The 22,118-nt window shown below is 38.3% G+C and carries 26 protein-coding genes; 23 read left to right on the top strand and 3 right to left on the bottom strand.

Annotated features, from left to right (window positions below; all coding sequences use genetic code 11):
* Positions 1-53: 53 nt before the first annotated feature.
* From GQ589_RS08385 to GQ589_RS08305, 17 genes are all read left to right on the top strand, one after another.
* The gene (locus tag GQ589_RS08385) at positions 54-518 is read left to right on the top strand and encodes a phage terminase small subunit P27 family (protein ID WP_085248042.1); all 465 of its coding nucleotides are present in this window, start codon (positions 54-56) and stop codon (positions 516-518) included.
* On the top strand, positions 475-2,214 hold the full coding sequence (locus GQ589_RS08380; RefSeq protein WP_160425552.1) for a terminase large subunit: 1,740 nt from the start codon (positions 475-477) through the stop codon (positions 2,212-2,214). Before GQ589_RS08385 ends, GQ589_RS08380 begins: the two co-directional genes overlap by 44 nt.
* Entirely contained in the window at positions 2,214-3,428 is a 1,215-nt protein-coding gene (locus tag GQ589_RS08375) for a phage portal protein (RefSeq protein WP_160425550.1), read from the top strand. The genes GQ589_RS08380 and GQ589_RS08375 overlap by 1 nt, the downstream gene beginning before the upstream one ends.
* Entirely contained in the window at positions 3,406-4,059 is a 654-nt protein-coding gene (locus GQ589_RS08370) for an HK97 family phage prohead protease (protein ID WP_160425548.1), read from the top strand. The genes GQ589_RS08375 and GQ589_RS08370 overlap by 23 nt, the downstream gene beginning before the upstream one ends.
* A gap of 13 nt (positions 4,060-4,072) precedes the next feature.
* The gene (locus tag GQ589_RS08365) at positions 4,073-5,296 is read left to right on the top strand and encodes a phage major capsid protein (protein ID WP_160425547.1); all 1,224 of its coding nucleotides are present in this window, start codon (positions 4,073-4,075) and stop codon (positions 5,294-5,296) included.
* 46 nt (positions 5,297-5,342) lie between these two features.
* Positions 5,343-5,675, top strand: coding sequence for a head-tail connector protein (locus GQ589_RS08360; RefSeq protein ID WP_065590930.1), 333 nt, complete (start codon positions 5,343-5,345; stop codon positions 5,673-5,675).
* Positions 5,672-6,010, top strand: coding sequence for a head-tail adaptor protein (locus tag GQ589_RS08355; RefSeq protein WP_160425545.1), 339 nt, complete (start codon positions 5,672-5,674; stop codon positions 6,008-6,010). The genes GQ589_RS08360 and GQ589_RS08355 overlap by 4 nt, the downstream gene beginning before the upstream one ends.
* Positions 6,003-6,503 (top strand): hypothetical protein, encoded by a 501-nt coding sequence (locus GQ589_RS08350; protein WP_160425543.1) that lies wholly within the window; start codon positions 6,003-6,005, stop codon positions 6,501-6,503. Before GQ589_RS08355 ends, GQ589_RS08350 begins: the two co-directional genes overlap by 8 nt.
* The gene (locus GQ589_RS08345) at positions 6,500-7,144 is read left to right on the top strand and encodes a hypothetical protein (RefSeq protein WP_160425542.1); all 645 of its coding nucleotides are present in this window, start codon (positions 6,500-6,502) and stop codon (positions 7,142-7,144) included. Before GQ589_RS08350 ends, GQ589_RS08345 begins: the two co-directional genes overlap by 4 nt.
* On the top strand, positions 7,134-7,319 hold the full coding sequence (locus GQ589_RS08340; protein ID WP_160425540.1) for a DUF2635 domain-containing protein: 186 nt from the start codon (positions 7,134-7,136) through the stop codon (positions 7,317-7,319). Before GQ589_RS08345 ends, GQ589_RS08340 begins: the two co-directional genes overlap by 11 nt.
* Entirely contained in the window at positions 7,309-8,808 is a 1,500-nt protein-coding gene (locus GQ589_RS08335; RefSeq protein WP_160425538.1) for a phage tail sheath subtilisin-like domain-containing protein, read from the top strand. The genes GQ589_RS08340 and GQ589_RS08335 overlap by 11 nt, the downstream gene beginning before the upstream one ends.
* Entirely contained in the window at positions 8,808-9,170 is a 363-nt protein-coding gene (locus tag GQ589_RS08330; protein ID WP_091123698.1) for a phage tail tube protein, read from the top strand. Before GQ589_RS08335 ends, GQ589_RS08330 begins: the two co-directional genes overlap by 1 nt.
* Positions 9,170-9,469 carry a phage tail assembly protein gene (locus GQ589_RS08325; protein WP_065590937.1) on the top strand — a complete coding sequence of 100 codons (300 nt, stop codon included), beginning with the start codon at positions 9,170-9,172 and terminating at the stop codon, positions 9,467-9,469. The genes GQ589_RS08330 and GQ589_RS08325 overlap by 1 nt, the downstream gene beginning before the upstream one ends.
* A gap of 149 nt (positions 9,470-9,618) precedes the next feature.
* Entirely contained in the window at positions 9,619-11,799 is a 2,181-nt protein-coding gene (locus tag GQ589_RS08320) for a phage tail tape measure protein (RefSeq protein ID WP_160425536.1), read from the top strand.
* Positions 11,799-13,184 (top strand): DNA circularization protein, encoded by a 1,386-nt coding sequence (locus GQ589_RS08315; RefSeq protein WP_160425534.1) that lies wholly within the window; start codon positions 11,799-11,801, stop codon positions 13,182-13,184. The genes GQ589_RS08320 and GQ589_RS08315 overlap by 1 nt, the downstream gene beginning before the upstream one ends.
* Positions 13,181-14,254 carry a phage baseplate assembly protein gene (locus GQ589_RS08310; protein ID WP_065590939.1) on the top strand — a complete coding sequence of 358 codons (1,074 nt, stop codon included), beginning with the start codon at positions 13,181-13,183 and terminating at the stop codon, positions 14,252-14,254. Before GQ589_RS08315 ends, GQ589_RS08310 begins: the two co-directional genes overlap by 4 nt.
* A complete protein-coding gene (locus GQ589_RS08305; RefSeq protein WP_202115058.1) occupies positions 14,254-14,817 on the top strand; it encodes a phage baseplate assembly protein V in 564 nt (187 codons plus the stop codon). Before GQ589_RS08310 ends, GQ589_RS08305 begins: the two co-directional genes overlap by 1 nt.
* On the opposite strand, the gene GQ589_RS08300 is transcribed toward GQ589_RS08305, so the two are convergent.
* A complete protein-coding gene (locus tag GQ589_RS08300; RefSeq protein WP_160425533.1) occupies positions 14,814-15,308 on the bottom strand; it encodes a hypothetical protein in 495 nt (164 codons plus the stop codon). The genes GQ589_RS08305 and GQ589_RS08300 overlap by 4 nt on opposite strands.
* Before the next feature lie 61 nt (positions 15,309-15,369).
* Here GQ589_RS08300 and GQ589_RS08295 point away from each other — a divergent pair, with 61 nt between their 5' ends.
* From GQ589_RS08295 to GQ589_RS08275, 5 genes are read left to right on the top strand one after another with little or no spacing between them, the layout of a single operon-like run.
* A complete protein-coding gene (locus GQ589_RS08295; protein ID WP_202115057.1) occupies positions 15,370-15,750 on the top strand; it encodes a phage GP46 family protein in 381 nt (126 codons plus the stop codon).
* Positions 15,743-16,810, top strand: a complete 1,068-nt coding sequence (locus tag GQ589_RS08290) for a baseplate J/gp47 family protein (RefSeq protein ID WP_202115056.1) — start codon at positions 15,743-15,745, stop codon at positions 16,808-16,810. The genes GQ589_RS08295 and GQ589_RS08290 overlap by 8 nt, the downstream gene beginning before the upstream one ends.
* The gene (locus GQ589_RS08285; protein WP_160425526.1) at positions 16,801-17,391 is read left to right on the top strand and encodes a YmfQ family protein; all 591 of its coding nucleotides are present in this window, start codon (positions 16,801-16,803) and stop codon (positions 17,389-17,391) included. Before GQ589_RS08290 ends, GQ589_RS08285 begins: the two co-directional genes overlap by 10 nt.
* Complete coding sequence (locus GQ589_RS08280; RefSeq protein WP_160425525.1) at positions 17,384-18,310, top strand: phage tail protein; 927 nt, start codon at positions 17,384-17,386, stop codon at positions 18,308-18,310. Before GQ589_RS08285 ends, GQ589_RS08280 begins: the two co-directional genes overlap by 8 nt.
* A gap of 1 nt (position 18,311) precedes the next feature.
* Positions 18,312-18,491: a hypothetical protein gene (locus GQ589_RS08275; RefSeq protein ID WP_160412747.1), complete on the top strand. Its 180-nt coding sequence runs from the start codon at positions 18,312-18,314 to the stop codon at positions 18,489-18,491.
* 412 nt (positions 18,492-18,903) lie between these two features.
* Here the strand turns inward: GQ589_RS08275 and GQ589_RS08270 are convergent, their stop codons facing one another.
* Positions 18,904-19,407 carry an SCP2 domain-containing protein gene (locus GQ589_RS08270; protein ID WP_160399872.1) on the bottom strand — a complete coding sequence of 168 codons (504 nt, stop codon included), beginning with the start codon at positions 19,405-19,407 and terminating at the stop codon, positions 18,904-18,906.
* On the bottom strand, positions 19,408-21,036 hold the full coding sequence (locus GQ589_RS08265; RefSeq protein ID WP_160399873.1) for a Na+/H+ antiporter: 1,629 nt from the start codon (positions 21,034-21,036) through the stop codon (positions 19,408-19,410).
* A gap of 154 nt (positions 21,037-21,190) precedes the next feature.
* On the opposite strand from GQ589_RS08265, the gene recO reads away from it, so the two are divergent.
* Positions 21,191-21,883, top strand: a complete 693-nt coding sequence (recO, locus tag GQ589_RS08260) for a DNA repair protein RecO (RefSeq protein ID WP_160425523.1) — start codon at positions 21,191-21,193, stop codon at positions 21,881-21,883.
* Positions 21,884-22,118 lie beyond the last annotated feature (235 nt).

The following is a 22,118-nucleotide window of genomic DNA, read 5'->3' as shown; positions in this document are numbered from 1 at the left end:
CACCCTCCTTTTTATGCAAAACCGCGAATTGAAACCTTTTTTTTGGAGTAATTATGGCAGGTCGCAGACCAACACCAACGCCTTTTAAATTGGTGACAGGCAATCCCGGTAAACGACCGTTAAATAGTAAAGAGCCTAAACCCAAAGAAGGCTATCCCGATATTCCTCAGCACTTCAACGAACAAGCTAAAGATATCTACCTTTGGTTATGTGACATGCTCAATGACATGGGTTTATTGACTGTTGTTGACGGGATCGCAATTGAACGTTTAACAAAATGTTATATAGAAATTTTAGAATGTGACAAGGTAATCGAAGAGCACGGTCAAGTACAGCAAGTAGTTAACACTCAAGGGGAGTTAGTTTTAAAGTCTAACCCTGCGGTAGCTCAACGCGCAGATGCTGATAGGCGATTACGTGCTTGGATGATTGAATACGGTTTGACACAAGCATCTAGATCAAAGGTGAAAGTAAATGGCAAAGAGGAAGCAAACGAACTCGACCAATTCTTTGGTTGATAAAGCGACTCAATACGCCATTGATGTGACATCAGGAAAAATCTTAGCCGGTCCTGATATCCGAAACTCATGTAAAAGACATTTAGATGATTTAAAAAATGCAAAAGAAAAAGGGTTAATATGGGATATCGAATCTGCTGATCGTGCTACTGCATTCTTTGAGAAAGTACTTAAGCTAAATGGCGGTGAGCACGAAGGGAAGCCTTTCGTATTACTACCGTGGCAATGTTTTATTGTCGGCTCAATATTTGGTTGGAAAACATTAGACGGTTATCGCCGCTTTCGCATGGTCTATATTGAATCAGGTAAAGGTTCCGGTAAATCGCCGTTAGCCGCAGGGATAGGGCTTTATTGTTTAATGGCAGATAACGAGCCGAGAGCAGAAGTCTACGCAGCGGCAACAAAGAAAGACCAAGCAATGATATTATTTCGTGATGCTGTTGCTATGGTTGATCAGTCCCCAGCGTTATCCGAGCGAATAAGAAAATCAGGCATGGGGCAAAATGTTTGGAATTTAGCTTACTTACAAAAAGGTGCTTTTTTCCGCCCAATATCATCAGATAACGGACAATCGGGTCCACGACCTCATTGCGTATTAATTGACGAAATACATGAACACAAATCGAATGAAGTTGTTGAGATGATGAGAGCGGGTACAAAAGGGCGTACCCAAGCCATTATATTAATGATAACTAACTCGGGACATAACAAAACAAGCGTTTGCTATGAGTATCATGAGTACGGTCGAAAAGTAGCGGAACAAACATTAACTGATGACGCCTTTTTTTCTTTTATTTGCTCATTGGATGAAGGGGACGATCCGCTTACTGATGAATCTTGCTGGCCAAAAGCCAATCCGTCACTAGGTCACACATTTACACATAAGTATTTACGCGAACAAGTCACACAAGCAAAAGGGATGCCAGCCAAAGAATCTATTGTCAGACGCCTTAATTTTTGTCAATGGGTAGAGGCGGATAACCCGTGGCTTGCTGCTGACATTTGGATGGCTAACGAGCAAGATTTTAATATAGAAGAATTTGTTGGAGAGGAGTGTTACGGTGGGTTGGATTTATCTGGTACTCGCGATTTAACGGCTCTCTCCCTCTACTTCCCTAAGTATAAAACAGCATTTACCGAGTTTTGGACACCGCAAGAAACGTTATTAGACAGGTCAAAGTCCGACCACGTTCCTTATGATGTATGGGTAAAGCAAGGTCATTTATTTGCGACTCCCGGACGTGTTGTTGACTACGATTATGTTGCAAAGCGCCTCGGTGAGCTAAAAGCAAAGTTTAACATTATTAGATTGGCGTTCGATCCATACAGAATCAAATACTTTCAAAAGTCGCTTGATAATGAATCGATTGATATTGAAATGACCCCGCACGGACAAGGTTTTTTTAAGTCTCAAGAAAGCGGTTTGTGGATGCCTCACTCCATTGAACTATTAGAAAAAGATATCACGGAAAACAATATCACGATTAAATTTAATCCATGCTTGCGATGGAATGCGGCTAGCGCTGTGCTTGAATCTGATAACAAGGAAAATAAAGTCTTTGCGAAGAAGAAAAGCTCAGGGCGAATTGATGGCGTTGTATCCCTAGCTATGGCTAGAGGGTGTGCTGATGCAACGTATGAACAAACAAATAACCTATCCGACCACATATTAAACGTAGGAATACGGTCCTTATAATGAATATTTTTAATTTATTTAAACGTAAATCGCAGGGCGTTACCACCTCTCAAGAGGTATCCGATTACATCGGCTTTTCACTAGATACTTACGCGGGTCGCAGAGTTAGCCCAGCCCTAGCTATGCAGTTAACGGCGGTGTTCGGTTGTGTTCGGGTATTAACTGAATCCGTTGGTATGTTACCCTGTTTTTTATATCAAGCGACCGATAACGGGCGAAAGAAAGCGCCTAAAGAAAAACTGTACTCGCTTTTGTACGTTGCACCAAATAACTATATGACACCGCAGGAGTTTTGGGAGTATCTAATCGGTTGCCTTTGTTTGCGGGGTAACTTTTACGCTTACAAAGTTAAAGTATTCGGTGAGGTCGTTGAGCTACTCCCGCTTTTACCTGGTAGCGTACAGCCCAAGCTTAATGAGAAATGGGAGCCTGTTTATCAAGTCACATTCCCTGACGGCTCTTGTGATGTTTTATCCCAAGAGGAAATTTGGCATGTTCGTACTTTCTCCATGGATTCCTTAGTCGGATTAAGCCCGATTAGTTATGCTCGGCACGCTATAGGGCTAGGTTTAGCAACGGAAGAACACGGCTCCAGACTGTTCAGTAATGGTGCGGTATCAAGTGGTGTATTACAAACTGACCAAGTGTTAACTGATGAAGCGTACAAGCGATTAAAGGATAATTTTCAAGAACGTCATCAGGGCTTATCAAATGCACATAAGCCGATGATCCTAGAAATGGGGCTTAAGTGGAATAACATCAGTATGTCCGCCGAAGACGCCCAATTCCTAGAAACACGTAAATTTCAATTAGAGGAAATATGCCGAATATTCCGAGTGCCGATGCACATGGTGCAAAACACCGATAGGGCGACATTCAATAATATTGAAAACCTCGGCATGGGGTTTGTTAACTACTCATTAGTACCATACTTAACACGCATTGAACAGCGCATAAATGTTGGTCTGGTTAATAAAGAAAAGCGAGGGCAATTTTATGCCAAGTTTAATGTTGGAGCGTTATTGCGTGGCGATATGAAATCACGTTATGAATCGTACGCCACGGGTATTAACTGGGGGATTTTGTCACCGAATGAGTGCCGAGATTTGGAAGAGCGTAACCCAAGAGAGGGTGGTGACATCTATCTAACCCCAATGAATATGACTACTAAACCACAGGATAATAACAAAAATGCTAAACAAAAAGAGACTTGATATACCCTTTGAAATTAAGTCAATCAGTGATACGGGTGCGTTTACGGGCTACGGCTCGGTGTTCGGCGTAAAAGACAGCTATTCAGATATTGTGATTAAAGGTGCTTTTACGAATTCGCTTAATAAGTGGAAAGAAAAAGGACGCTTACCAGCACTCCTTTGGCAACACAAGATGGACGAACCTATCGGCTATTACACAAAAATGGTCGAGGATGATAACGGGCTATACCTTGAAGGGCAATTATTAATTGATGATGACCCACTCGCAAAACGAGCACATGCTCATATGAAGGCAAAATCATTATCTGGGTTATCAATAGGCTACATATTAAACGATTATGATTATGACAAGGAAAAATCCGCATTCATTTTAAAGGATATTGACCTTTGGGAGGTTTCCGTTGTCACGTTCCCAGCCAACGATGAAGCAAGGATTGATAACGTAAAAAGTATTTTCGAAAGTGGTGATATACCGCCACCGAAAGAAATAGAAAGAGTACTGCGTGACGTTGGACTCTCCAGAACTCAGGCAAAGGCGTTCATGTCTGAGGGATACTCTTCACTAAAACAGCGAGACGTTAGTAATAGCGAAGAAAACGCATTAAATATTTTAAAATCTATTTTTAACTAGGAGCTTATATATTATGGCAGTAGATCAAAAAGATGTTGAACTTGTCGCGCAAGAAATTAAAAATCAATTTGAACAATTCAAAGCAACTAATAACAAACGACTAGATGCAATTGAACAAGAAAAAGCAGCATTGGCAGGGAAAGTAGAATCTCAGAACGCAAAATTATCAGAATTAGATAATATAAAAACTGCGCTAGAAAACGAATTAAAAGAAGTTAAACGCCCTGCAGGCGGTAACAAACAAGCCTCAGCACATAAAGAAGCGTTTGCCATGTTCATCCGCAAAGGTGACGAACAAGGATTAGCCGAACTGGAACGAAAAGCAATGCAAACTGGTACGGATGCTGACGGTGGCTTTGCAGTACCAGAAGAACTAAATACTGATATTTTAGCCGCATTGCGTGATGAAGTTGTGATGCGTCAAGAATGTACGGTAATGACGGTTGGCACACCTGATTGGAAAAAGCTAACCAACAAAGGTGGAATCGCTAGCGGTTGGGTCGGTGAAACCGATGAACGAACAGAAACAGGAACACCAAAACTCGGTGTTATTTCTCCTGTTTGGGGGGAAATTTACGGTAATCCTTACGCCACGCAAACCATGCTTGATGATGCCTTTTTTAATGTTGAATCTTTTATTGTGAATGAGCTTTCTCAAGAGTTTGCAGAAAAAGAAGAAGAGGCATTTACACTCGGTGACGGCAATAAAAAACCTAAAGGGTTTTTAGCTTACGAAACTACAGCGCAAGCAGATAAAGATCGCGATTGGGGTAAATTACAAAACGTTGTAGCAGGTGCGGCGAATTTAACAACTGATGATATTGTAAAGTTAACTTACACACTGCGTAAGGTCTATCGTTCAGGTGCTAAATTTATGATGAACAATCAATCATTGTTAGCGGTTCGTTTACTAAAAGATTCTAACGGTAATTACATCTGGCAACCGGGCTTACAAGTTGGCCAACCATCATTATTATCGGGTTTTGCTGTCGCTGAAAATGAGCAAATGCCTGATATCGGCGACAGCTCAGGCAAAGCACCAATCGCATTTGGTAACTTCAAACGTGGCTTTTATATCTTTGATCGCATTGGTATTCGTATGTTACGAGACCCATACACTAAGAAGCCATTTGTTGGATTCTATACAACCAAACGTGTTGGCTCTATGTTGAATGATAGCAATGCTATTAAAGTGTTAACTATGCCAGCAGTTCAATCACGTTCAGCAAAATCTTAATTAAAATGACAAGGCCCTTTATTAAATAAAGGGCTTAGAGGTTTTTATGTCTACCATAACTTATAAATTTCCAACGCTAGATGAAATCAAAAACCAATGTCGAATTGATAATGATGATGAAGACAATTTATTAAATATATATTTAAAGGCCGCAATTAGTAGAGCACAGAACTACACCAACCGTATATTTTATGAGGATGAAATACCGGCTGACGCATGTCCATCAGCCATGTTAGTTGAACCAGATGTAAAAATTGCAATTTTGTTGGCTGTGGGGTATTGGTATCAACAACGTGAAGATGTTGCTAACGAACAGTTATATTCTATTCCTCTTGGCTTCAATGCCTTATTAAACTCTTACAGGTATATACCAATATGATTAGAGCGGCAGGCAAACGAAATCAAAAAATACTGATTCGCCGAAGGTTTGATATTCCTGTTGGTTTTAGTGATGTAGATCCTGAATACTCAAAAGGTTTTTACAAATGGGCTAAAGTCACACAACCGAACTCTGCAACCTATTTTAATTCAATTCAGACCGAGAATGTAATCACTCATTATTTCGAAATAATTGCCAACGACGGGATGCCAATATCTGTTGATTATGAAATGGTTTGGAACGGTTCAGTTTATCGAATTAAACGATGTCGTTGGTTAGATCAGTTAAAAAAATATCTTTTACTTGAATGTGAGGAGTTTGCACTAAATGAATGATTACAACGTTCATGTTGATTTTAAATTAACCGAAGTGGCTGAGCTTGACCGAAAAAAAGTGCGTAAAACCTTCGTCAAAATCGGTAGAAAAATTCAAGCAACATCACGCGCATTAGTTAGTAAAAAACAGGTTTCCAAAAGTGGCGAATATCCGGGATATCGAAGTGGTAAGTTGAGCCGCTCTATCGGTTATAAAGTCCCAAGACCAACATCACGGCGACCAGGACTCATGGTTATTGTGATGCCAAATGTTAAAGGCGGAAACAATATGGAAAAGCTAATGGGTCCGTATTATCCAGCATTTTTATTTTATGGCGTTAGGCGTAATGCAAAACGAGGGAAAAGCCATAAAAAAGGAGCCTCAGGCGGAACGCCTTGGCGCATGGCACCGCGTAAAAACTTTATGATTGATGCGTTAAATAAAGAATCATCATGGAGTAAATACACGCTAGCTAAAGAGCTAGTCAACTCAATGAAGCAGGTTAAACAATGAAATTATCACATATCGTCCACACATTGCGCCATTTTAGCCCTAGCTTTGAAGGTCGTGTTGGGGGAGCTGCTGAATTTTCAGCTATCAAAGATACGGCATTCTTGAAATTGCCAGCCGCTTATGTGGTTCCGCTTGATGATAGAGCGGAAGATAACAAGTCACAAACTGACTATTGGCAAAATGTGACTGAGGGGTTTGGGGTTATTGTTGTATTAAAGCCGCTTGATGAGCGAGGGCAACACGAAGCATACGACATTGTTGAAAATATAAAAACCGAACTTTGGCGAGCATTGCTGGGTTATGAACCTTCACCAGCGCATTATCCTATTCAATATGATGGTGGTGATTTACTTGATTTAGATCGAGGGAGAATTTTTTATCAATTTAATTTTAGCGCAGTGCGGGAAGTTGGGTTTGAGGATACTCGACAATATTTTGATTTAAATGCTATTGATAACCCAATTCCTGATCCTGATTGGCAACCCGATCCAAACAAACCTGATATTACTGAACCTCCGCAGTATAACCCGCTAAACATCGGCGACTTTGATACTTTAGCAGGGACTGTTAATGAACAGGATTCAAAGGTAACCGTTAATTTTGAACACAATAATATCTATGAGGGCAATAATGATAATTAGACCAGTGAGTGGCAAGCAGGTATATGACCCCAATAGCGGGGATTATTTACCAGCAGACGGTCGTAATGTTGAGTTTAACCAATACTGGGCTAGACGACTAACAAATAATGATGTTGAAGAAGTCACAAACATCAAAGTAAAACAAGAAAAAAAGGTAGCTAAAAATGACAATTAGTTTTAACAACATTCCTAGCAATATAAAAGTGCCGCTATTCTATGCGGAAGTGGATTCATCAGCGGCCAATACAATTCAAGATAGTGGTGCTTCATTAATCATTGCGTATCCATTGGCTGAAAGTCCAATTGAGCGTAATAAGCTCATTATTATACCAACAGCAGATCACGCTAAAAAACTCGCAGGACGAGGGAGTCAATTATCTAGAATGGTTGAAGCCTATCGCAATATTGATAATTTTGGTGAGCTTTTTGTCATCGCTGTAGATGAACCCACAGCAGGCTCGAATGCGTCTGGTACTATCCAAATATCAGGTATAGCAGAAGAAACAGGCACATTAAGTCTCTATATCGGCAACAGTAAAATTCAATCACGAGTAACCGTCTCTGATACTGCAGAAAGCATAGCTAACGGATTACATAATGCGATTAATACTCATCTTGATTTACCTGTTACCGCAACCGTGACGAATAGCACAATAACGCTAACAGCTAAAAACAAAGGGTTGAGTGGCAATGACATTCCTTTGTGCTTTAACTACTATGGCACAATCGGTGGAGAAGAAACCCCAGACGGTTTAAATATTGTTATCACGCAAATGAACGGTGGAACCGGCACTCCAGATTTAACGCCAGTTATTGCCGCCATGGGTGATAAACTACTTGATTTTATCGCATTCCCATTTAATGACTTATCATCTTTGGCAACATTTAATCATGAAATGGATGATACTACGGGTAGATGGAGCTATGCGCGCCAATTATATGGACACGCTTATACCGCTAAAAAAGGTGATTTATCTGAGCTTGTCGAATTTGGTGATAAATTAAATTATCAACATATTACCGTAGCAGGCTATGAAAAAACTATCCAAACGGGTATTGATGAATTAGTTGCGATGCGAACTGCTCGTAATGCTGTATTTATTCGTAATGATCCGGCTCGCCCAACACAAACTGGATTATTAAATGGTGCATTGCCAGCATCCGATAGTCACCAATTCACGCTTACAGAACAACAATCATTATTAAGCCACGGCATTGCGACAGCATATGTTTCTAGTGGTAAATTATTAATTCAGCGAGATATCACCACATATCAACGTAACAGTTACGGCATTGCGGATAATAGCTATCTTGATAGTGAAACACTTCATACACTTGCATATGTATTACGTAAATTACGTAGCGTGATCACATCGAAATACCCACGTCATAAACTGGCTAACGACGGTACACGATTTGGTGCTGGACAAGCAATTATCACACCCGCAGTAGCTAAGGCGGAAATTAATGCCACTTATCGTCAATTAGAATTACTAGGCTTAGTTGAAAATTTTGATGTGTTCAAGAAGAACTTAATTGTTGAACGAAATGTGAACGACCCAAATCGATTGGATGTGCTATTCCCACCCGATCTCGTTAATCAACTACGCGTTTTTGCTGTGTTAGCACAGTTTAGATTGCAATATCCAGAGGAGAAAAACTAATGACACAACGACGTATTGCAGGAACAACTTACATTAAAGTTGATTCTATCCAGTTATCATTGACGGGTGGTATTGAAGTCCCAATGAATACTAACGTTAAGGAAAGTATTTTGGGGTTAGATAATAGCGTTCATTACAAAGAAACGTTCCGAGCTCCGTACATTAAAGGGACTTTTAAAGTACCGAGTGATTTTCCAATCGACAAGTTAATGTCTAGCGATTCAATGACAGTTACAGCAGAACTTGCCAACGGTAAGGTTTACGTTTTATCTAATGCTTGGGTTGAAGGTGAAGTTAATCACAATGCCGAAGAAGGTACAGCAGAAATCGAATTTCACGGTGAAGAAGGATTTTATCAATAATGAAAGAAATTAAATTATCACAGCCGATTATGGCACACGGCAATGAGTTACATGTACTTGAATTAAAAGAGCCTACCGTTAAAGATATCAAAAAATTAGGTTTTCCATTTGATAGCCAAATGATTGGTGACCCTAAAAAAGTGGCCGATTACATTGTTGCGCTAGGTAACGTTACGCCAAGCTCCGTTGAGCAACTTACACCTTATGATTTTTTAATGATTACGGGTGAAATTATGATGTTCTTCGGCCCAAAGGAGAAGGTGGAGAATACAGCGGAGGAGCAACCGACAGCGGAATAATTACAATCGAATATCTTGTAAACCTTTGTTTTGACCTCGCCAAGTACTGGCAACTTTCCCCTTTTTATATCATAGAAGAACGTTCACTATCCGAAGTTTTTGAATTATGTGAACAAGCAAATCGCATAGAAAATAGCAAGGAATCATAAATGGCAGGCTTTAACTTAAAAGCAGTGGTGACATGTGTTGATAAACTGTCACCTCAATTAAATACCATGAAAGGCAAACTTGAAAAGTTCCAAAAAAGCATGAACAAATCAGGCTTTGGCAAACTTGGTTTAAAAGATGCTGTAACAGGTTTGGCTATTTCTGCGCCGTTTGTTAAAGGGGTGAAAGATGCGATGGCGTATGAAGAAAAAATGGCTGACATTAGGAAAGTCGTTGACTTTGATACGCCTGAACAATTTAAACAAATGGGTCAAGATATTCGTGAAATGTCATTACGCTTACCAATGGCGGCTAAAGATATCGCCTCTATCGTTGCTGAGGGTGGTCAGGCAAATATCCCAAAGGATGATTTGCTACAATTTGCCGAAGATGCCGTAAAAATGGGTATTGCGTTTGACACATCGGCCGAAGAAGCAGGCAGTACAATGTCAACATGGCGAACTGCTTTAAAACTGACTCAAAGTGAAGTAGTTGAATTATCTGATAAGATTAACTTATTAGGGAATAGCCAGAATGCGAAAGCAAAGGAAATTTCAGATGTAGTTACACGAATGGGTACGCTTGCCGCACAATCAGGGGTTAGTGCTGATAAATTAGCGGCATTAAGTTCAACAATTATTGCAACGGGTACCAATACCGATCAAGCGGCTACAGGTATTAAAAACTTTATGCTGACGCTAACATCAGGAAAAGCAGCGACAGCGAAACAACAAAAGGCCTTGCAACAGTTAGGCTTCACATCAACTCAAATAGCGAAAGGGATGCAGAAAGACGCCGAAGGGACGATCATGTCGGTACTTGAATCGCTAGGTAACGTATCGGAGGACAGGCGTACTGCTGCATTAACTGTATTATTTGGAAAAGAAAGTGTTGCCGCAATATCGCCATTACTCAACAATATGGAGTTATTAAAAAAGAACTTTGATCAGGTTGGTGACGCATCTCAGTATGCTGGGTCAATGCAGAATGAATATGAATCCCGTTCAAACACAACTGCAGGCAAATTACAATCATTTAACAATGCGCTAACCAATATTAGTTTATCAATTGGTGATGCGCTGTTACCTGCATTTACTGAGTTATTAAATCAAATGCAGCCGCTAGTTGTTTCATTCGGACATTTTATCCAAGAAAACCCTGAACTAGTGAAGATGGTTGCAATGGCGGTTGCAGGGTTAATTGGTCTTCGTGTTGCGTGTGCGGGGGTGAATATTATTGTTGGTGCGTTATCAACGGGGATCACCCTTTTCAACGGGGTATTGAAAGGCGTTACTGTTGCAACAAAACTATTTACATTTGCACAAATAGCTTTATCAAATGCGTTTAAAGTTGTGCGTATAGCGTCAATAGCTTTAAGCGCTGTGATGGCTATGAACCCAATCGGTCTTATCATGACCGGTATTGCTATAGCAGCTACATTAATCATCACATATTGGGATGATATAGTTAAGTTCTTTCAGTGGTTGTGGGGTGTTATTAAGCCTTACGTTATGCCAATAATCAATTTCTTTATTGAAGGGTTCAAAGTTGGAGCTTCTTTTATTGTTAATGCTTGGGGTGCTGTTAGTAAGTTCTTTAGTGGATTATGGGAATTTATCAAACCCTTTGTCATGCCTATCATTAACTTCTTTATAGCAGGTTTTAAAGCAGGCGGTGAAGGGATTGTAAAATCATGGGAAGTTGTAGGTAAATTCTTTAATGGTATCTGGGAGTTTATCAAGCCTTATGTAATGCCGATAATTAATGTATTTATCGAACCATTTAAAAATGCTGGGGAAGCTATTCCAAAAACGTGGGAAAGTGTCCAGAATTTCTTTAAAAACTTGTGGGATAACGTTAAGTCAGGCATCCAACCGCTACTAGATGCGTGGGACTATATTTTCGGTGATGATGAAAAGGAAGTAAAAGTTAAGATTGATACGGCAAATTTACCGAAAGAAATGGCGAAACCAATGGTTACCTATCCTTATTATCAAGCACCACAAATGCCACTAAACAACTTTTCAAATAATAATGTAAATCGCAACAGTAAAGGCGAGCTTGTTGTTAAGTTTGAGAATGCACCGAATGGCACAGTAGTAAAAGAGACAAAACAGGCATCGGGTTTTAACACTAAAGCCGATGTGGGATGGAATCCGTATGCTAACTTTGGGAGAAATTAATGGGCTTTATGGACTTTATCAACTTAAGCTGGTTAAACAATTTGCTTCCAGCTAGTTTTCGCGGTGTACCGTTTCAAGTTAGCGGTACATCATCCGAATTCGGGCGGCGGAATCAGACACATGAATACCCGTTTAGAGATGTACCCTATACCGAAGATCTGGGGCGTTCAGCACGTAAAAATAAAATTGACGCCTTTGTGGTTGGTGATGATCACAAAGAACAAGCTGAAAAACTGGTAGAGGCAATTGAAGAAGAGGGAGCAGGAACATTAATACATCCTATTCTTGGCGAACTTAATGTCAATATTGTGGGTACAGCAACTGTCAGCAACTCCGTTGAAAACGGTCGAATGAGTGTTATTTCATTTTCATTTGTCGAAGCAGGTGAGTTAATATTCCCTGATTCGTCGGTAGCGACTGATGATGTAGTTGATGAAAATGCAGATAATGTAGATCAAGCGCTATTAGATGCGTTTGAAGATTTTGACTTAATTGATGCGCCTGATTTTGTACAGCACAGCATTCTTGATGACACCATGTCAATTTTAAATGATATCGCAGATGCTTATAATGCGATAACTCCATATGTTAATGATGCGGTTAAAATCCTAAATGGTGACCTGTCGCCAATTCTCGGTGCGGGTGGTTCAGCCATTATTAATTCAATCAAAAATGTTTGGAAGAGTGCAACAAAATTTTCCAATTCTATAAATGGGTTGATAGCAAGAGTAAAGGTGTTTAACGGTATATCATTCATAAAAAGCATTTTACCCGGTGCTATTTGGTCAACCGATAGCAAATCAACTAAAAAAAGAAAGAAAAATCAAAACTTAATTAATACTGCTATTCGAGTAACCGCTCTAACAGAAGCATCACGAATAATTGCGTCACTACCGAAACAGGTTGAAGATAAAAGAAAACAAGCTTTTGCTCCTGTGGCATTAGAATCAACAAAAGGTAAAAAAGAGCATTCTTTTGACCAAGATCATACGTTACCAACTCATCATTCAACAGCTAACATAACAAACACTCCCGTATCAACATCATCAACAGTTGAAAAAAGTAACACAATTTCATTTGATGATTTACTGGATATCAAAGAATCCATTAATGAATCCTTTGATAAAGAATTGTCACGAACCGAGCATGATGGTTTATACATTGCGCTAGTAAAATTAAAGGCTGCGGTTAACCAAGATATCAATGCACGCTTAATCAAAATAGAAAAAACAATTGTCTATATTCCTAATGAGGTATTGCCCGATTTGGTTTTAGCTCACTATCTTTATAACAATGCTACACGTTGTGAGGATATATCGATTCGCAACAATATTCTTCATCCTGGTTTTATTCCCGTTAAAGAGCTGCGAGTACCAAAACCATGAATCAAAATAAAGTTTTTTTGAAAGTTAACCGTAAGTACTTCGGGGGGTGGACTGATGTGAGTATTTCGGCTGGTATTGAACGGCTAGCCCGTGATTTTAATGTCACCATTACTCGACAATGGCCATCCTCAGGCGAGGATTCAGAAACAAAAATTGATGTTAAAAATGGTGATTTAGTTGAAGTGTATATCGATGATGATGTAGTTTTAACGGGTTACATTGAAGCGTTGCCGATTCGGTACGATGCAGGGTCGCTATCAATGGGCATTGTCGGTAGAAGTAAAACGGCTGATTGTGTTGATTGTAGTGCGGTACCCAAACAATATAGCGGTAGTTCAACTATTCAAGTTATTCAAGATTTGGTTAAACCATTCAAACTGAATGTTATTAATCAAGGCAGTGATGCAGGTTCCGTTAGTATTCAAGCGGATCAGGGGGATACCGTTTTTGATGTCATTAGTAAAATAATGGGCATGCAACAAATTGTTGTGTTTGATGATGAGCAAGGGCAAGTAATAATTGGTGATATTGGTTCAGATGAGGCAAACACAGCTTTGGTTTTAGGGGCTAATATTTTGTCTGCGGATACTGAAAAGAGTATCAAAGAACGGTATTCCGATTATTTTGTCTCAGGGCAAGGCGTCGGTGATGATGAAAACTTTGGTGAAGCAACACTAGCATCAGTTAGATCCACATCTAAAGATGAAGGGATCTTAAGATACCGCCCTCTAATCATTAAACAGTCTGGCGATTCGAATAACGGTACTTGCCAAGAACGCTGTGAAATGGAAAAAGTGCTGAGAGCAAGCAAAACCAGAGAAGTTACATACACGGTTCAAGGTTGGCGACAAGGCGACGGAACATTATGGAAACCGAATCAAATGGTTGTCGTTGATGATCCGCTACTGGGTTACGATAATGAAAAGCTGGTTATTGCCGAAGTTAAATACAGCTTAAGCAGTCGCGGAACGTTATGTGAATTAAAAGTAGGTCCCGTTGAAGCCTATTTGCCTGATAAGAAGAAAACCAAGAAGAAAAAAGGTAAGAAAGCCGATGGCGAGGTATTTTAATGCGTAAAGTTTTAAATAAAATAATGAACCTTGTATCTCGTGGCTATATCACATTCAGTAATAGCGCAAGCAAATGCCAGACGTTGCAAATCAAAATGTCGGGCGGTGAACAAAAAAGTGATGTCGAGCATATCGAGCCATACGGGTTCACATCAAGACCATTGGATGGCGCAGAAGCAGTGGCGCTATTCTTAGACGGCGATAAGTCGCATGGAGTTGTTCTGGTAGCGGGCGATCGTCGCTATCGTATTAAGTCGCTTAAAAAAGGTGAAGTTGCTGTTTATACAGATGAAGGTGATTACATTATTTTTAATCGCAATAATGAAATCAATGTAAAAACTAAGCGATTTATTGTGAGTGCTGATGATGCAATAGAGTTAAATACAAAAAGCTTAACAGTTAACGCATCATCGGTAACACAATTTAATACACCATCATTAAAATCTTCTGGGGAAATAGAGGATAAAACTAGCACTATTTCAGATATCAGAACCGTTTATAATGGTCATACACATAACGAAACAAACACGGTAACACGCAATCCAAATCAAAAAATGGGTTAGTTTGTATAGACGTTTAATTCAAAGGGGACAAATTGCGCCTTTATTCTGTCAAGATAGTACGTCATTTCAAAAGGCGCATCTTTTGCTAATACCCACAGATGTCCCGCTTGTTTTAAAGCATCGTCTTTGGATGCCAGTTTAGGCTGTAACATCCTCATTACAGAATATGTTGAACACAACATACCTTGTCGTGCTTGTTCATTTTTTGCATTGCCAGTAGATGTTATTTGTATGTTGGTTAATTTATCTTTTTCGTTAATTTTTAATATGACAGTAAACGTAACGTTACCTAGATTAAATTCTTGATAACCGTTTGCACCATCATTTATTAAACGCAACTCATCTACTTTCATTTCTGCACATTGTGGAATTGTGTTGAAGTATTTTTTTATCCCTTTATCAAACTGTTTAGCGGTCAATGGTAATTCTTTTTGCTCTGCGTTTGCAGCACCTGCTAATAGAATCAAAGCTAACAAAGATAATTTTTTCATTTTTATTCCTTATTATGTGAGTTTAATAATGCTTATAAAAGTTAATGACAGATTGATTTCAATGTCATCACATACAAAGCCACTTTATCGAGCTTTAATAATTTCGCTATTCACATGGCGACGAAAAAACGCCAGTGATGATTCAGAGCACCCTTACGGTTGGTGGGGTGATTCTTACCCTAGTATAGCAAATGACAAAATTGGGTCACGCCTTTATTTATTGGCTCGCTCAAAATTAACCAATCAAACAGCGAACTTTGCAAAAATTTATATAAAAGAGGCTGTGCAATGGATGATTGATGACGGGATAGCTTCTCGAATAGATGTTTCAGTAAAGCGAACAGATTTAACCGTTTTAGTTGCTACTATCAATATTTACAAAAAAGATGGTAGCAATGAAGAATTTAGGTTTGACAACTTATGGAGTGATATTAATGTCTAGTGGATTTTCAAGACCAACATTACCGGATTTAATCACAACTATACGCAATGATTTGTATGCGCGCCTAGCTGTTGATGATGAATTAATTTCATTACGCCGTAATGAACCAGAAGTATACGGACGAGTTATAGCGGGGGCCACGCATGTGTTATTGGGCTACATTGAAAATATGGCCAAAAATATTTTACCTGATCAGGCCGATGAAGAGTGGTTAACTCGACATGGAAATATGAAACGTTGCTATAGAAAACAACCTACGCCTGCGGTTGGTTATATTCGATTTGATGAAGTTGCTGATGGCATTGTTATCAATAAAGACCAAAAAGTCAGGCGTCAAGTTGATCAGCGCATGTATACAGTTACCCAAACGACAACATCCGCAAATAATGTTCTAAGAGTACCTGTAGTATGTGACGAGATAGGTAAAAAAGGGAATTGTGATGACGGTACCAGTATGTCACTGATTACTCCTGTTACTGGTCTATCATCAACTTGTTTTGCTGATTCTATTGAGTCAGGTTCTGATATTGAGGATTTAGAATCTTTTAGAAAACGAGTTATTGATAGATGGTATTACACACCACAAAGCGGGGCCGATCAAGATTATGTACAGTGGGCTAAAGAGGTTCACGGCGTTACACGGGCTTGGTGTTATCGTCATTGGGCTGGAGCGGGGAGTGTTGGCGTGATGGTTGCAAATAGTGATCCCGTTAATCCCGTTTTAGATAATACCACAATTCAAAATGTCAAAAAACATATTGAGCCATTAGCCCCCGTTGCTGGCTCTATGCTAATTGTTTTTTCACCGATACCCAAACCCGTTAATTTTAAAATTATGGTCACACCTGATAACCCAGAAATTCGTTATCAAATAGAAGCCGAATTAAAAGAATTTTTGTTACGGGAGGGGAAACCACAATCAACACTATTTAGATCACGCATTAGTGAAGTGATTAGCTCTTCATTCGGCGAGTATGCCCATGAATTAGTTTACCCCGATAAAGATATTTTTGTAGAAAAAAATCAGGTAGCGGTCTTCGGGAGTATTGAATGGATTTAGAAAAACAATACCAAAGCATGGTAGGGCACTTATTGCCCTACGGTCCTGCGTGGGATAAATCAGAACCAATCCTTTTATCACTAGCATTAACACTATCAAAAACGCATATTCGATTAGATGATTTAATGCAAGAAATCAATCCCAAAACGACGACAGAACTCATAGATAGATATGAGCAAATTTGCGGATTACCCGATAGTTGTTACCCATCTGAGGTTCAAACACTAACTACTCGGCGTAACCGTTTAGACTCTAAGATAAATTTGAGCGGTGGCATAAGTAAAGAATTCTTTCTACAAGTTTTAAAAGCCAACGGCTATTTAGATGCCACGATTACAAACTATAACAATGATGTTTTTACCTGTGAATCAACATGCCAAGACTATTTATATGATGAAGAGTGGCGTTTTTATTGGATTGTAAACATACCTCACAATTATCAAATAACAGAAATGACCTGTAACGACGGGTGCGATTCGCATTTGAGAAAGTGGGGGGATAAGCAAATCGAATGCATAATTGAAAAATTATGCCCATCACATACCTATGTAATTTTTAAATACGGAGCAATCAATGCATAGAATTGACACATCTACTGCCCAAAGAGATAAGTTTGGTCAAGGTAAAAATGGTTTTACAAGAGGCAACCCTCAAACAGGCACACCAGCAACGCAATTAGATTATCTTTATTGTGATGCCATTCAGGAAGAAATTGCTAATGCGATTGAGTCAGCAGGCATTAAACTTGATAAATCAAAGCACGATCAACTTGCTACGGCTATTAAAGAATTTGTCAGCAAAGGTAGCGTAAAGCTTAACTCAGCAACAAACAGCACATCAGAAACCGAAGCAGCGACATCATTAGCTGTTAAATATGCGTACGACTTAGCAGGACAAGCAAAATGGGATGCGAATATTGATGCAACTACGTCAAAAAAGGGCAGAGTAAAACTTAGTTCATCAACTAACAGCACATCAGAGACCGAAGCGGCGACATCATTAGCTGTTAAATATGCGTACGACTTAGCAGGACAAGCAAAATGGCACGCTACGAATAATGCAGCTCAGAAAACTCAGAAAATAAATGGAAAACAATTACATGGAGATATATCGTTAAGTGCATCAGATGTTGGCGCGCTATCTAAAAGTGATTTTAACACGAAGCTCGGCAACCCTGGTTTTGAAATAATGCCTAGTGGATTGATACGGCAGTGGGGTACAGTTCAATTACCTGCGGTCGGCGATTACAATTCAATCGTAGTCAGCGGCACGAAATATTATACAAACTATCATCAAATACTATTACCCATTGCCTTTCCACACAACTCGGACTCTGTGAATGTTACAATGGCGTGCGGAACGATGAACCTTCAATCAGTCATGTTCGGCACGTTTGCATCTGCAAATTTAAGCGGAAGCCCATCAAGATTTACAGTTGCTATTACTACGCCAGTACTCGGTGCGTCACTCACTGTTCATTACGAAATAATAGGACATTAATATGAAAATATATTTTAGTAAATCAACCATGGGATTTTATTTTGACGTTATACATACTAATATCCCAGATGATGCTATTGAAATAACACAATCTGAATATAAAAATTTGTTGGAGAAACAAGCAGCTGGCTACGAGATAGTCGCAAACAAAAAAGGTAAACCAGTTATAAGCTCAAGATAACACAATCAATCTTCAACTTACAATACTCAACAGCGTCTGCTAGCATCACAAAATCGGCGATATCATATTGTGATTTCAGCGTTTGATAGAGCACAAAATTGTGCTCGTCGTCGCTGTTGATAATGTAGCACTCGCCCGATAGTTCTATTTCGTAATCGGCGGGCGTTTGGCGTATGTAAAATGTGAGTACATATTTGAGTACAGATTTAATTACACTTGAAATTAAAACCAATAATAAACAAAGTCATACATTAGATGTTTCATAATCATGAAAGTAAAAACTTGGCTGTTCTTGGGTATTTTTCATTGTGCTTCTTTGCTCGTAATTATTTTACTATATTAGATTTTTTATTACAGATATAGTACCGATAAGATCTTATCTAAATGTTAAATCAGAGAAGATCTTTTTAAATTAATTGGTAGGTGCGCTTTCAATGATGTTTGCAAGCTTTTCAAGCGTTAGTCTTAAAAATTTAGGCATGTTATCTAATTCAATTGAATCCATTAGATTTTTAACGTAAAGACCTAATTCAGTATCTCCTTCAACAATTAAGCGACGTTGAAAAAATAGGGTATCAGGATCTTGTCGTCTGGTTGCTATCATAATTAAATCATTAGCATTACCAATAAAACTCACATCGGGAATTTCTTCTCGACTCACAACTAATTTATTGTTGATTAGGCTAACAAACCAGATAAGTCCTAGATCGGTAACTGCTATTTTAAGCCAACGGTTTTCTAAAAAATCAAGATCGCCATCTTCTAGAGAATGTTTAAATTGTAATTGTAATAATTGCTCAATAACCTGTTTTTTTAAGTTAAATGGAATACAACGTAAAGTAAGCCCCAATGCTTGTGGGGCTTTATTCACAAATGCTGAATGTATCTTTCCTAGAAACTGATGATTTTCTATCATTTATACATCTCCAGAAATCATTTTTTCATAAATATCTAAGTCAGTATTTAAATGCTCAAAAACCTCTTCACTAACTTCATTACGAACTTTCATTTGTAAAAGGGCTGTTCGTTCTGCTCCTATAGCGACTAAACGCATACGTCTTTCTAAATTTTCTGCCTCAAGTGCTTTCTGTTCTAAATCTTTAAGTCCCGTTCTACGTCGTAATGAGCCAATAACACGTGATCCAACTTCATGAATAATTTCTTGATCCATTCTGTCTTCAGCTGTTTCTTGGAGTAAATTATTTTGCATTTTTTCTAGGCTAATAATTGCCTCTTCGGCCATATGACCTTTCACTGTCAAAATTTCATTATCTTGTTCTGAGTTATCTAAAATAACACTACCTCGTAATAAAATAGGTAAGACGATTACCGCTACAATTAACGAAATTAAAATGATTCCTGTTGCAATAAAAACAAGTTGATATCGACCGGCAATTGTCATTGGAATAGATAATACACCAGCTAAAGTAATAGCACCTCGAACCCCAGCAAATGTTGAAATAAGTAGATCTCGATTGGAATATGATCTAAATGCAAGAGGTCGTTTTGTTCCAAATGGCATTGTCGGCATATGTTTCATCGCCCATAACCAAGCAAAGCGTGTTCCCATTAATACTGCAAAAACAAATATAACAATTAAACATAATTGCCATACTTCAATTGATGTATCGGTTTGGTTTTCGGTAAAGGTATTACTCAAAATTTTTGGTAACTGAATACCTAATAAGACAAAGACAAATCCATTAAACACAAAAGTTAACATTGACCAAGTGCTATCTGATTGTAAACGTGTAGTTAATGGTGCATTTCGCATCATACCAGAATGATTTACGGTCATACCTGCACTTACTGCAGCTAAAATACCTGAGCAATGACATTCTTCTGCAATAATATAAGCTGCGAAAGGAAGTAGGAATAATAGTACAATTTGAATTGCAGGATCATTGTGGGTCAATTGATTTATTTTACGTAAGATACGAGCATATAACCAAGTAAATATAACACCAATCGCTAAACCACCAATCGCAACAACAAAAAATGTAACACTAATTTGTAATAGATCAAACTGCAATAATCCAGCTGCGATTGCAATGGCAAAATTTAATGAAACAAGGCCAGAAGCATCGTTCATTAAAGCCTCTCCTTCAATGATTTCCATCTTTTCTTTTTCAATACGACCTTTACCGACAATACCACTTAATGCTACGGCATCAGTTGGAGATAGTACAGCCGCTAGAGCTAATCCTGCTGCTAATTCAACTTTTGGCAATATCCAATGAAGAATATAACCTAATGCAATAATGGAGATAACAACTAATACTAGAGCTAGTCCAACAATTTCTCTACCATTATAGATGAAGTCCTTTACCGATGTTTTGCGTCCATCAGCAAAAAGTAAAGGAGGAATAAATAAAACAAGAAATAATTTAGGATCAAATTCCACATAAACGTTAAATGCAGCCAATATGCAACCTAATAATATCTGCATCAGAGGCAGTGGAATTTGAATTGGTAGCATTTTAACAACGACACCAGAAAGTGATACAATTAATACTAGAAGTAAAATTATTGAAAAAAGTTCCATAGCTTGTCTTTTATTTATCCTATAATCCTATTGTTTGCATTGATTATATCGGATCTTTTGGTAAATTTCAGGTGAAAATTTCATAGAATGATTTAAATTTTGGTCAAATACAATTATTAATAAAAAAACGTGATGTAATTAAAAGGCATTATGAATGGAAAATTGGCAAAGAGCATTTATACTACATACTCGTTCTTATACAGAAAGTAGTTTATTAGCCGATCTGTTTGTTGAAAATATAGGTAAAGTCACTGTTTTGGCAAAAGGTGCTAGACGTAAAAGTTCTTCATTGAAAGGGATACTGCAACCTTTTACGCCATTAATTGTTCAATATTCAGGGCAAGGAAACATCAAAACGTTGAGGAAAGTTGAAGCTATATCTCTTGCGTTGCCGTTGGTTTCTATTTTCTTATATAGTGCATTTTATTTAAATGAGTTATTACATCGAGTTTTAGTTGCGGAAACTGAAATTCCTACTCTTTTTGATGACTATTTAAAAAGTTTACAGCAATTAGCTCAACAAATACCTGCAGAAAATGTATTGCGTGCATTTGAATTATCATTGTTAGAAAACTTAGGCTATCATGTTGATTTTTTTCATTGTTATGTTACTGGTGATGATGTTTTTGAATCTATGCATTATCAATATCAATTTGAAAAAGGTTTTATGAGTAGTTTATTACAAAATAGTACTAGTTTTACTGGTGAACAAGTTCTGGCTTTAGGAAAACGTCAATTTAATAATGAAGATACACTAAAAGCCGCTAAGCGTTTTACCCGAATGGCGTTGAAACCTTATGTTGGCACAAAACCTTTTAAAAGCAGAGAACTATTTTTAAAACTTTAGTTTTGTCAATTTTTAAAAAATTGTGTAATAAAATAGTTAAATTTGGGGGGGTATTTGATTAAGTGTAGGAATTCCTTGCGTTGTTTACAGTGTTTAAGAAACGACTGTAACGAATATACATAAAAAAACAAAATTAACACCTTATCACAAACAAGAGATAGGGTGCTTATATCATAAAGAAAAAATAACAGTTACAGATTTGGCTGAACGCTTTATGGTCAGTCGTCCTACCATT

The organism is Gilliamella sp. Pas-s27 (assembly GCF_009795865.1).
Taxonomy (GTDB): Bacteria; Pseudomonadota; Gammaproteobacteria; order Enterobacterales; family Orbaceae; genus Gilliamella.
The sequence above is the reverse complement of the archived record's forward strand: the minus strand, read 5'-3'. Positions and strand labels throughout refer to the sequence as shown.